At 47.5% G+C, this 12,071-nt stretch carries 14 protein-coding genes and 1 riboswitch; all 14 genes read left to right on the top strand.

The window, feature by feature from the left end:
* Positions 1 to 50: 50 nt before the first annotated feature.
* The 14 genes from L7E55_RS03335 (at position 51) to L7E55_RS03270 (ending at position 12,020) form a co-directional block, all read left to right on the top strand.
* A complete protein-coding gene (locus L7E55_RS03335) occupies positions 51 to 1,400 on the top strand; it encodes an amino acid permease (protein ID WP_277442638.1) in 1,350 nt (449 codons plus the stop codon).
* Positions 1,401 to 1,510: 110 nt separating this feature from the next.
* Positions 1,511 to 1,924, top strand: coding sequence for a hypothetical protein (locus L7E55_RS03330; RefSeq protein WP_277442637.1), 414 nt, complete (start codon positions 1,511 to 1,513; stop codon positions 1,922 to 1,924).
* 9 nt (positions 1,925 to 1,933) lie between these two features.
* Positions 1,934 to 2,935 carry a thiamine-phosphate kinase gene (thiL, locus tag L7E55_RS03325; RefSeq protein ID WP_277442636.1) on the top strand — a complete coding sequence of 334 codons (1,002 nt, stop codon included), beginning with the start codon at positions 1,934 to 1,936 and terminating at the stop codon, positions 2,933 to 2,935.
* 67 nt (positions 2,936 to 3,002) lie between these two features.
* Positions 3,003 to 3,101: riboswitch (TPP riboswitch) on the top strand.
* Between the two features lie 74 nt (positions 3,102 to 3,175).
* Positions 3,176 to 3,376 (top strand): sulfur carrier protein ThiS, encoded by a 201-nt coding sequence (thiS, locus tag L7E55_RS03320; protein WP_277442635.1) that lies wholly within the window; start codon positions 3,176 to 3,178, stop codon positions 3,374 to 3,376.
* A 4-nt stretch (positions 3,377 to 3,380) separates the two neighbouring features.
* Positions 3,381 to 4,151 carry a thiazole synthase gene (locus tag L7E55_RS03315; RefSeq protein ID WP_277442634.1) on the top strand — a complete coding sequence of 257 codons (771 nt, stop codon included), beginning with the start codon at positions 3,381 to 3,383 and terminating at the stop codon, positions 4,149 to 4,151.
* Positions 4,152 to 4,167: 16 nt separating this feature from the next.
* Complete coding sequence (thiH, locus tag L7E55_RS03310) at positions 4,168 to 5,268, top strand: 2-iminoacetate synthase ThiH (protein WP_277442633.1); 1,101 nt, start codon at positions 4,168 to 4,170, stop codon at positions 5,266 to 5,268.
* 37 nt (positions 5,269 to 5,305) lie between these two features.
* The gene (gene thiE / locus L7E55_RS03305; protein ID WP_277442728.1) at positions 5,306 to 5,962 is read left to right on the top strand and encodes a thiamine phosphate synthase; all 657 of its coding nucleotides are present in this window, start codon (positions 5,306 to 5,308) and stop codon (positions 5,960 to 5,962) included.
* 4 nt (positions 5,963 to 5,966) lie between these two features.
* Positions 5,967 to 7,259, top strand: coding sequence for a phosphomethylpyrimidine synthase ThiC (thiC, locus tag L7E55_RS03300; protein WP_277442632.1), 1,293 nt, complete (start codon positions 5,967 to 5,969; stop codon positions 7,257 to 7,259).
* 104 nt (positions 7,260 to 7,363) lie between these two features.
* On the top strand, positions 7,364 to 7,957 hold the full coding sequence (locus L7E55_RS03295) for a nucleoside recognition domain-containing protein (RefSeq protein ID WP_277442631.1): 594 nt from the start codon (positions 7,364 to 7,366) through the stop codon (positions 7,955 to 7,957).
* Positions 7,958 to 7,961: 4 nt separating this feature from the next.
* Positions 7,962 to 8,492: a spore maturation protein gene (locus L7E55_RS03290; RefSeq protein WP_277442630.1), complete on the top strand. Its 531-nt coding sequence runs from the start codon at positions 7,962 to 7,964 to the stop codon at positions 8,490 to 8,492.
* 190 nt (positions 8,493 to 8,682) lie between these two features.
* The gene (locus L7E55_RS03285; RefSeq protein WP_277442628.1) at positions 8,683 to 10,110 is read left to right on the top strand and encodes a VanW family protein; all 1,428 of its coding nucleotides are present in this window, start codon (positions 8,683 to 8,685) and stop codon (positions 10,108 to 10,110) included.
* 115 nt (positions 10,111 to 10,225) lie between these two features.
* Entirely contained in the window at positions 10,226 to 10,972 is a 747-nt protein-coding gene (locus tag L7E55_RS03280) for a pseudouridine synthase (protein WP_277442626.1), read from the top strand.
* Between the two features lie 119 nt (positions 10,973 to 11,091).
* Complete coding sequence (locus L7E55_RS03275; RefSeq protein ID WP_277442625.1) at positions 11,092 to 11,559, top strand: hypothetical protein; 468 nt, start codon at positions 11,092 to 11,094, stop codon at positions 11,557 to 11,559.
* A 35-nt stretch (positions 11,560 to 11,594) separates the two neighbouring features.
* Positions 11,595 to 12,020, top strand: a complete 426-nt coding sequence (locus L7E55_RS03270; RefSeq protein ID WP_277442624.1) for a HutP family protein — start codon at positions 11,595 to 11,597, stop codon at positions 12,018 to 12,020.
* The last annotated feature ends 51 nt before the right edge of the window (positions 12,021 to 12,071 follow it).

The raw sequence follows: 12,071 nt of genomic DNA, 5'->3' as shown, positions 1-12,071 counted from the left end.
AACTAGGTTATAATACCGGGATCGTGAAATAAAACTTTGCGGAGATATTTATGCACAGAGTTATTTATTTGTTAAATGTCAATAAAAACGAACTAAGTTTGGTAAACGTTATTATGATCGCCTTAGGAGGTGTCATTGGCGCAGGGATTTTCGTAGCCAGCGGAATCCCCATTAATATAGCCGGTCCCGGAGCAGTTCTGGCGTATATCGCCGGTGCTTTGGTAGTAATCCCGATCATGTTATATACTTCTGAGATGGCTGCCGCGAAACCCTCCAGCGGTGGCTTTAGCGTTTACGCTCATGAATACCTGGGTCCTATGATGGGATTTGTTACCGGGTGGATGTACTGGTCCTCTGGAATATTAAGCATGGCTACCGAAGTAACGGCGGCCGCCCTGGTCACTCACTGGTGGTTTCCCTCCTGGCCTTTATGGATTTTTAGCCTAATTTATTCCTTGTTAATAACAATCCTCAATTTCATGGACATACGAGGTTTTAGCAAGGTAGAAGGTTTGCTTGCCCAAATCAAAGTAATTGCGTTGCTCCTGTTCATTGTTCTGGGGTTGTTATTTATAAAGGGGTGGTGGCCCGGAGTTCTTGCAACCGGTACAGTCAACTATTTTCAATGGGGCGGTTTTTTACCCGGGGGCTGGATTGGAGTCTATTCTTCCATGCTGCTGGTGATATTTTCCTACGCGGGGATGGCTGTTATCGGTATGATTTCCACCCAGGTCCGTAATCCCGGCAAAACTTTATGGCGGGCGGTAATGGCAAGCGGGCTGACCGCCATGATTTTATATGCCGGAACCATTCTGGTGATAACCGGAATCATGCCATGGCAAACGGTACCCACCGACTCCAGTCCGGTGGTGGCGGTATTGCAAAAACTGGGGGTCACTTTTGCCGGCAGCTTGTTAAATGCTATTGTCCTTATCGCCGTCCTGTCCTGCATGAACACATCCATGTTCGGAGTGTCCAGAATGCTGCAATCTTTAGCCGCACGTAATGAAGCGCCCCATTTTCTATTAAAAATTGACAATAAAGGCAGGTCTATTCCTGCTATAACCATAACCAGTTCATTCTTAGGGTTAGCGATTTTACTGGCTTATGTTTTGCCTCATAAAGTGTTCATTTACGTAGCGAGCGCAAGCGGGTTTATTGCCTTGTTCAACTGGACGATTACCACTTTAACCTATCTGCGCTTTAAGAGACATTCCCCTAAAATCAAACAGCCGTTTGTATTATGGGGTTACCCTTTTCTCCCTTATTTATCATTGTTCTTATTGTTTCTCACTGTGGCGTCTATTCCTTTGGTGACACAGCAATTGCCAAGCATGATCACCGGCATTGTATTGGTATTTCTTTATAGCGGAATCTACATGGTTTTCATTAAAAAATAAACGGTACTGTTTAAAGACAAGAAGATGTACTAAAATAATAAATAACATGGGTAAGCACTTGTACCAGGGTAGGGGCCATGTTAGTATTAGCTCTCCGGAGGTTTAATATAATGCGGGATGTCTACCGGGTGATAGACGCTAATTTAAACCGGCTCAGAGAAGGCTTACGAGTTCTGGAGGAGATAGCCCGCTTCATCCTTGAAGATGCGGAAATGACGGCTAAAATAAAGGACACACGTCATAGGGTTACTGCCGTTATTGGAGAATTGCCCGGGGGAATGCTTGAGTTGATTCAGGCGAGGGACGCGGCGGGCGATGTTGGAGCAATTTCCTGGACGCCTGGTGAAAATACCAGGGGTGATTTAATATCTCTTACCGCGGCGAATTTTAAACGCGCTCAAGAGGCTGCGCGCGTGCTTGAGGAATTTTGCAAACTCATCGCGACGCAAGCGGCAAGAGAATTCAAGAAAATACGTTTTGAAATTTACGAAATCGAACTGGACATGCTTAAAAAAATGTCTTGAGGGATCCGCATGAGTATATCTGATTTGGGTGAATTCGGATTAATTGATATATTAACTCGCGGTTTCACTTATGGAACGGGAGTTATCAAAGGAGTGGGCGACGACACCGCCGTGCTTGCAGTGAACGGGGATAAATGGCTCCTGTTTACTACAGATATGATGGTGGAAGGAATACATTTTTCTTTGGATTACTGTACACCAGGACAAGTAGGCGGGAAGTTGCTGGCGGTGAATGTCAGCGATATCGCCGCTATGGGGGGCCGCCCAACTCATGCGCTGATATCTGCGGCTATACCTCCCCAATTGAATACGTCAGTAATGAATGAACTATACCAGGGTCTAAAGGAGGCTGCCCAGGAATACGGGGTCAACCTCGTTGGGGGAGATACGGTGAGCAACCGTGAGCGCCTGGTGCTTAATTTAGCCTTGCTTGGCGAAGTTGAGGTGGGAAAGGCGGTGTATCGCGACGGCGCGCGTCCTGGGGATTCTATCTATGTTACCGGCACACTGGGTGCCTCCGCGGCAGGCCTTTACCTGTATCAAAACCCTGATTCGCAGTGTTCGCCGCGATCAGTTGATTATTGTCGGCTGGCGCACGCCGTTCCCAAGCCCAGGTTGGACGCGGGCAGTTTTCTGGCCTCTTATGGTGTCACTGCGATGAACGACATCAGTGACGGTCTTGCCAGTGAAATGCATGAAATATGTAAATCCAGTGGTGTTGGTTGTTTAATCAGGGAAACTTGCCTGCCGGTTGACCCACGTGTTAGGGAAGTAGCCGCTTGCGCAGGGCTTGACCCGGTTAATTGGGCTCTTTTCGGCGGTGAAGATTTTGAGCTGGTTTTTACAATTAGCCCGGATGCTCAGGAGAAAATGAAAAGTGCTGCAAGTGCGGCGGGAATTGAAGTATACCATGTAGGTGTAATAACCAGATTATCTGAAGTCGTTCTGGAAAAAGACGACGGTGCGGTTGTTCCACTGCGGCGTGGCGGTTATGATCATTTTTCTAAATAACACCTGCTTTTCATTGGTTGACAAAAGTAATTCTTTAATCTATAATTTGCTAAATCCTAAAATTAAATATAGCTGCTAGGGGTGCCGCAAGGCTGAGAGAGAGTATTCTCAACCCTTTGAACCTGATGCGGGTAATGCCGTCGTAGGGAAGCGTAAGCTGTGTATGTATTCGATTAGCACAGTAATAAACTACTTACCTGCGGAGTAAGTAGTTTTATTGTTATATGGGGGTGTTAAGTTGTGAAGATAATTTTGAACGGGAAAGAAGATATTTTACCTGAGGGTATTACCGTGGCAGGATTGATTTCTCTTAAAAAAATTAACCCGGACACCATTATTGTGGAATACAATTATGAATTGGTGAAAAGTGAATTATGGCCGGATATCTTTTTAAAAGAAAATGACCGGTTGGAAATTTTGAGATTAGTGGGGGGAGGTTGACATAGTGGAAGACGTTTTAAGGATCGGAGGACAGGAATTAACCAGCCGGTTATTTCTAGGAACCGGCAAGTTTTCTCCAAATAGCTTGATCCCCGAGGCCGTACGTTCATCAGGCGCGCAAGTGATCACCGTGGCGCTCAGGCGGGTCGATCAAGGTAGTGAAGAGGAAAACATCGCCTCGTTTGTTCCCGGCGACTGTATCATGATGCCTAACACATCCGGAGCGAGAAATGCCGGAGAAGCGGTGCGTATCGCCAGGCTGGCCCGGGCGGCGGGGTACGGCAACTGGGTAAAGATTGAAGTGATCACTGACAACAGGTATTTGCTGCCGGACAACTTCGAAACGATAAAGGCGACAGAAATCCTGGCAGCCGAAGGGTTTGTGGTTCTTCCATACATGAGCCCGGATCTGGTTGCGGCAAAGAAATTGGTTGAAGCCGGCGCGGCGGCGGTCATGCCTCTGGGCGCTCCCATCGGCAGCAATCGCGGTTTAAAAACAAGAGAACTGGTGCGGATCCTAATTGAAGAGATACAGTTGCCCGTTATTGTTGACGCGGGGATTGGCCGCCCGTCGGAAGCGTCGGAAGCTATGGAGATGGGGGCGGCTGCGGTGCTGGTTAACACGGCTGTTGCCACGGCAGGCGACCCGGTGGCAATGGCCCGCGCTTTTGGCCTGGCTGTTGAAGCTGGGCGTACGGCATACCTGGCCGGGCTTGGCGCAACGCGGCAGTACGCCAGTGCTTCTTCGCCCCTTACCGGCTTTTTGAGTGATTAAGAAGAGAGATGATTTTATGAGTTTTTATATCGCGCGCAAGAATTATGAAGAGTTTGATTTTAATGGATTTTTCAAGTGTGTCAGTGATGAGGACGTGGAAAGAGTACTAGAGAAGAACCGTCTGACTGAAATAGATTACCTTACATTGTTATCCCCCAGGGCTGAGGGTCATTTGGAAAAAATGGCCCAAAAGGCCCACAGACTAACAGTGCAGCATTTCGGGAAGGTGATGCTGCTCTATACTCCGCTATACCTGGCCAACTATTGTGTCAACCATTGTATTTACTGTGGTTTCCGGGTGCACAGCGGGCTGGAAAGAAAAAAGCTCTCCCTCGACGAAGTAGAGGCGGAAGCTGAAATGATTGCCGCGACCGGACTGAAGCACATCCTCATCCTCACCGGTGAATCGAGGAAAAAGTCGCCGGTTAAGTATATCCGGGAATGCATTGAAGTCCTGAAGAAATACTTTACCTCTATCAGCATAGAAATATATCCGCTGGAGGAACAAGAATATGCTGAGCTGATTTCCGCCGGGGTGGATGGGCTAACCATTTACCAGGAAGCATATAATGAGAAAGTTTACGCGGAAATCCACCCGGCCGGGCCAAAACGGAACTACCGCTACAGGCTGGAAGCTCCTGAGCGGGCCTGCCGGGCCGGGATCAGAACGGTTAATGTCGGGGCGCTTTTAGGGCTGCACGAATGGCGTTCGGAGGCTTTTTTTGCCGGCCTGCACGCCAACTATTTGCAAAGACTGTATCCTGCCGTGGAAGTAAGCATCTCGCCGCCGCGCATCAGGCCATACCCTGGTGAGTTCCAGACTTTCGTCACGGTAAACGACAAAAACTTGGTCCAGTATGTGCTGGCTTACAGATTATTTATGCCTAGAGGCGGAGTTACCATATCCACAAGAGAACGCGCGGAATTGCGCGAACATCTGGTCAAACTGGGCGCCACGAAAATGTCCGCCGGTTCCTGTACGGCGGTGGGCGGCCGTTCCAACACCCAATCCACCGGTCAGTTTGAAATATCGGACAGGCGCAGTGTCGCCGAGATGGCAGGCATGTTGTATGCTCAAGGCTATCAGCCGGTGTACAAAGACTGGCAGGTGGTTTAACGTGGCGGTGAATAAATCCCTGAAAGAGGCGAAAGAGATGATTGTCAAGCGCGGCTTGGACAACCTTTTGGAAGCGGATATTTACGGGATAACGGCTGAGGAATATTCCCTGGGCAGGAGCAATATCCAGGTAGCCGGCTTGATGATTGAGTCCGGGATTAAAGTAATCCAGTACCGGGAGAAAGAAAAGACCATGCGTCAGAAATACGAGGAGTGCCTGGCTATCAGAAAGATGACTGAAGATGCCGGGGTAACCTTTATTGTAAACGATCATGTTGATCTGGCCATGATGGTGGGTGCGGACGGCGTGCATTTGGGGCAAGATGATTTACCTCCTGATAAAGTTCATGAACTGACTGGCGGGAGAATAATCATCGGACTGTCCACCCATTCGCCGGCCCAGGCCGAGGCCGCGGTAAATTCACGGGTTGACTATATCGGTGTGGGCCCGATTTACGCCACCAGAACTAAAAAGGATGTCTGTGCGCCGGTAGGCTTGGCATACCTGGATTACGTGGTAAAGAACGTCAAGCTGCCTTTTGTAGCCATCGGCGGGATAAAGGAGCATAACGCGGCTGAAGTGAACCACCGGGGCGCTAAATGTATCGCTATGGTTACAGAGATCGTGGGAGCTGAAAATATATCCGAAAAAGTACGCGCTCTCAGGGCAGTCCTCAAACAGAAGGAGGTTTAAATCGATGGATTATGCAACTCAAATGGATGCCGCCCGGAAAGGAATCATTACAAATGAAATGGCGGCGGTTGCCCACAAAGAGCACGTGGAGGTTTCAACCTTGCGCGATCTGGTTGCCGCGGGCAAAGTAGTCATACCGGCCAATAAAAACCATGCTTCCCTTGACCCGTGCGGTATCGGCCAGGGCCTTAAGACCAAGATTAACGTGAATCTCGGCGTATCAAATGATTGCTGCGATATGGAAGCCGAACTGGAAAAAGTGAGGCGGGCAATAGAACTACGCGCCGATGCTATTATGGACCTTAGCTGCTATGGAAAAACGGCGGAATTCAGGCGCAGGCTTATTGATGTTTCGCCGGCCGCCGTCGGTACGGTGCCGGTATACGACGCTGTAAATTTATTTGACAAAGAATTGGAAGAGATCTCTGCCGAAGAATTCCTGGCCGTGGTTGAACAGCACGCCAAAGACGGCGTGGATTTTATGACCATCCACGCCGGGCTAAACATGGAAGCCGCCGCGAGATTCGAGAAAAACAAAAGACTAACCAATATTGTCTCCCGGGGGGGCTCGCTTCTCTACGCCTGGATGAAATTGAACAATCGTGAAAACCCCTTTTATGAGTATTACGATGGCTTGCTGGATATATGCCGGAGTTATGATGTGACGCTCAGTCTGGGCGACGCTTGCCGGCCGGGCAGTCTGATGGACGCGACCGACGCTGCCCAGGTTCAGGAATTAATTGTGCTTGGTGAACTGACCAAAGCGGCCTGGGAAAAAGATGTCCAGGTAATGATCGAAGGTCCGGGGCATATGGCGTTAAACGAAATTCTGCCGAATATGCTTCTGGAAAAGAAATTGTGCCACGGCGCGCCGTTTTATGTGCTGGGGCCGCTGGTAACAGACATAGCTCCAGGCTACGACCACATTACCAGCGCCATTGGCGGGGCCATCGCCGCCGCCGCCGGCGCGGACTTCCTTTGTTATGTGACCCCGGCGGAGCACCTGCGACTGCCCACACTTGATGATATGAAGGAAGGTATAATCGCCTCCCGGATTGCCGCTCATGCAGCCGATATAGCCAAAGGAATTCCAGGGGCGCGAATGTGGGATGACGCTATGAGCACGGCCAGGCGCAACCTTGACTGGGAGCGGATGTTTGAACTTGCCATTGACCCTGAAAAGGCCAGGCTTTACCGGGTTGAATCGCAGCCGGAGGAAAAGGACACTTGCACCATGTGCGGCAAGATGTGCGCCGTTAAAAACATGAACAAAATAATTAACGGTATAATTATTTAGGGCTGGTTACTGCATGTGATATTCCGGCTTCCATTATTTGTACTATTTGTCCACTCCGTGTCATAAAGTAACTGTAGATATCATTTTCGCGCGGAGGTGGCGGCGTGGTAAATCTTGTCTGGCTTGGTATGATAATCTTGGGGATTTTAGTGGCCGGAATAAATGGCAATATTGAAATAGTAACCAAGGCCGCCTTGGACAGCGCCAACGATGCTGTTAAAATATCGATCAGTCTTATCGCTATAATGACATTTTGGCTGGGGATTATGAAGCTGGCCGAAGAGGCCGGGCTAATCCGTATGCTGGCCCGGCTGGTACGGCCGGTAATGCGGTTTCTATTTCCCAGCGTGCCGAAAGACCATCCGGCCATGGGCGCCATCGTCATGAATCTGAGCGCCAATATCCTTGGTCTTGGCAATGCGGCGACACCTATGGGTTTAATTGCCATGCGGGAGCTTCAAAAACTAAACCGCGGCCGGGAAGACACCGCTTCCGAAGCGATGTGCACTTTTCTGGCCCTGAATACTTCCTGTGTCACGCTCATTCCCACCACAATCATTGGCATTCGTCTTTTGTATGGTTCGGCGGACCCGACAGATATTGTCGGGCCGACAATTATGGCAACGGCATTCAGTATGGTAGTGGCGGTTTTTGTTGACCGTCTGCTGCGGTTCATTTACACGGACAGAAGGGGATAGTGGGATGTTGGATATTATTTCCGAGTTGTCCCGCTGGGCCATACCCGTGGTCTTGCTGGTAGTGCCCCTGGTTGCCGCCTTGCGCCGGGTTAAAGTGTACGAAACTTTCGTGGACGGAGCGGAAGCAGGTTTTACCACAGCGATCAAAACAATTCCCTATCTCGTGGCAATGCTTGTGGCGATAGGCATTTTTCGCGCGTCGGGAGCGATGGAGGTGCTGGTTAAGACGCTGTCCCCCGTGCTTAACATTGTCGGTTTGCCGACTGAGGTTCTGCCACATGCCATAATGCGCCCTCTTTCGGGTGGAGCGGCGCTTGGTATCGCATCGGATATTATTAAGACATACGGTCCCGACAGTTTCCTGGGAAGACTGGTATCTACCATGCAGGGCAGCTGTGACACAACTTTTTATGTGCTAACACTATATTTCGGATCAGTCGGTGTGAGAAAGTACCGGTATTCGGTTATTCTGGGCTTGATTTCCGACCTGACTACACTAGTTGCTTCAGTGTTTATCGTGCGTACATTTTTTTAATAATCCTCTTTTTTCCTGTAATAAGTAACGCCATATATTAATAATTTAAAAAGCCGGTAGAAAAAATTAATTTACAGTATTTACCATTTGTTATATAATCTGTTTTGGCCATTAAATGTAGCTTTGAAACATGTCATTAATATAGTGGCGGGACCAATGTTCTCTAGGACGCAAAAAGGGGATTATGTTGATGAAAAGATGTGGCCTAATTATTTTAATGTGCCTTTCATTGCTGTTTATTTCAATAGGTATGGCATCCGCCGCGCCAAAAAACCAAGCTGTTTTTGTGGCTAACAGTCAGGGTTATATGTTAAACGGGTCTGTTTTTCAGATGGATGCGGCGCCGTTTACTGTGCAGGATAGAGTTTTAGTACCTTTGCGTTACCTTGCATATGCCTTGGAGTTGGACGAAAAAAACGTTATTTGGGATCCTTACGGTAAAAGTGTTGAACTGCGCACAGCTGACAAAAAGATTAAACTTGTTGTGAATAGCTATACTCTTCTTGTCAATGAAAAAAGCTATAAGATGGATGTCGCCCCGGTCCTTAAAGACAACCAGGTCTTTCTCCCCGCCAAGTGGGTGGCGGAAGAATTAGGCTATTCGATTGGCTGGGACGAAAGAATGCAAGCATTGCTGATTGGCGCGCCGGAGAATTTACCTGATCCAAAATCAATCCCGTTAAAGATCATTCCTTTAAATATTAGACCCTGCGAGCTTTCTGAATCTGATTTATGCTTAAACCAAAAGATATCTTTCAGTTCGATATTGTTTTATGGTGAGTATGCAAATGTCTATAATGCCGGTGTGGCGGCAAATTATGTCAACGGTTATGTGTTGAATCCTGAACAAGAATTTTCATTTAACGAAGTTGTCGGAGAAAGGACAACACAAAAAGGTTTTATCACCGGTTACGATATTCTAGATAATTTAACAGTTGGCGGCGGTGTTTGCCGTACTTCCACAGTTCTTTACCAGGTGGCAACAGATGCCGGCCTTACGATACTTGAAAGACACCCGCACTACCTTCCCGTGCACTACACTCCTTTGGGTACCGACGCCAGCGTGAGTTATGGCACGATGGATTTAAGGTTTGTCAATAATCTTCCAAATCCAATAATCATATATTCCGGTTTAAACGAAGAGGAGAATGGCCGCCGGCTTTGGGCCGAACTTTGTGAAAGAAAAATATTGAAAAAGATCGACGTGGCAGTATTAATCAAAGAACCAGGCTCATGTTGGAAGAGTAATATTGAAAAAACACATTTGGTTGCATTAGAAAAAGATGGTACTTCTTTTATTTCAATGGAACAAATAGGTGATTTGCTACACCTCTCCCCTGAAATAAAGTTGGTGCAGGGGGGAACAAGCACTGCCACAGTTGAGATAAATAATCAGTTAATTAGTTTTACAGAAGGGAATAAAACGGTTATGATAAATAATACCGAATGCCAATTAAATGAGGCTCCCTTTTGTTTGTCGAACTGCAACTGTAATTTCTGGCTGCCATTTAAGGACTGGGTAAACCTTACCGGTGGGGAAGTCATATGTATAGACAGCATGCCTTCTTCTATTTTGTTGAATCTAAGCGGTACCAGCTTAGTTGGAAAAAATCTGTGAAACCGGGTTATATAATCGGAGATTTAATCATTTGACAAAATTTAGTTTATTATATAAACTTTTTTAAGGACATCTAAGGTGTTCTTATTTTTTTGCCGCCGGGACGGTGAATCTATTGGAGCGTCTTCAAAAAGTTATGGCGCGGGCCGGGGTCGCATCCCGCAGAAGTTGCGAAGGAATGATCGCCGCCGGCATGGTTAAAGTAAACGGAAAAGTTGTCACCGAACTGGGTACCAGGATAGACCCAGCAAAAGACAGGATTGAAGTTTCCGGCGAGAAACTATTACTTGCAGAAAAAAAATACTATTTAGCGTTGTATAAACCCAGGGGATATGTCAGCACTGTAGATGACGAAAAAGGCAGAAAAAAAGTGACCGATTTGCTTGATGGCTTTAATGGGCGTGTTTATCCGGTCGGAAGACTGGATTATAATAGTGAAGGTTTGCTCTTGCTTACGAATGACGGCGACTTGACCTACGCTTTGACTCACCCCAAGCACCATGTGCAAAAAACTTACTTAGTCCGTGTGGATGGTGTACCCCCCCAAAAAAAGTTGGAACAAATGGCCAAGGGACTTTTCCTTGAAGACGGGCTTACAGCGCCGGCACGGGTTAACCTGGCTGGAGTTAAGGACGAAAAAGCGCTTCTGGAAATAACCCTCTTCGAAGGCCGCAATCGCCAGGTCAGGCGGATGTGTGAACACATCGGCCATCCTGTCTTAAGGCTTCTGCGCACACGCGTGGGCAATGTCAAACTGGATGGCCTGCACCCGGGACAATACCGCAACCTGAGTGATAAAGAATTGGAATTACTAAAAAAATTGGCTGGACTTGACAAAGAGAATCTGGATGTTCATATATAGATATGGCTGCCGCAAATGGATTATAGTTACAAAGATTGCCTTTGTTAAGAAGGATTTTAGTTATTGGAGTAGAATTACCTAATCCATGCGCGCACCCAAAGAAACAGGAGGAGATTTCCTTGTCAAAAGTCCAAAGCGGGGATGGCATCGTTGATAGAAATGGAATTCTTGTCAAGGTTCGCCTTGATTTTAAAGGCACAGGAAAAACCGGACGCTTTTTATTCGGAGGAAAAGCCACGGATAAAGCGGCGGAGGAGTCCAGGGAGCAGCAGCTTGCCGTTTTTCGCAACGTGCCTATGCAAGGAATTCAAATTATTGATATTGATGTTAGTACGGAGGTTTACACAGTTTATGATGATATTGCCAACGCGGAAATAGCTTACGCCCCTCTGGTGCTGACAATAAAAGCTGATAGTTTGGAAAATATCATTCGTTTTATCGCCAGGGAAGATTTTAGAAAAATTGAAGTTCTCGATCCTGCTTCGTTGTCACTGAGTCACAATGATATTGAAAGAATTCTCTATAGGATTTATGAGGAAATGAAGGAATTCCGTTTGTGGATGGAAAGGAAATATAACTTAAAATAACGATAGGTATTTTTTAAGAACAGGAGGTACCTGCCATGACCCTTCACGGAAGCCGGAAAATAGCGCGAATAGCTATTGAAATGGCAATGACCGAGAGCAGGGAACAGGAAAAGGAGTATAAGGCACGCTTTTCAAACGAAGGGATTAAAACAGCGGCTGTTGATTGCGGGGGGGATTTTGTTTTATCTGTTAACAAAATGATTGAACGGGCCGTGGTAGCTTCAAAACGTGAGGGTTTGATCAAAGAGCTGCATGCTGACGAGGGAGCGGTGGCAGGCGCGGCCAGGGAAGCGCTGTCGCAGCTGATACCCAAGGCAATGGGGCTAAATGTCGGCGGAAAAATCGGAATTGCACGAAAAGATGATCATATTAGTGTGGCGGTGTTTTTCGGGGTAGGTTTGCTGCACCTGGACGAGGTGGCTATCGGACTTGGGCACAGGGCCGTTCCGAGTGTTAAGTGAGAAAAGCATTTGGGGCGTGTATATGGTGATAACGTAATATGCATAAAGGTG

It is taken from the genome of Pelotomaculum isophthalicicum JI, from assembly GCF_029478095.1.
In the GTDB taxonomy this organism is placed as follows: domain Bacteria; phylum Bacillota; class Desulfotomaculia; order Desulfotomaculales; family Pelotomaculaceae; genus Pelotomaculum_D; species Pelotomaculum_D isophthalicicum.
The sequence above is the reverse complement of the archived record's forward strand: the minus strand, read 5'-3'. Positions and strand labels throughout refer to the sequence as shown.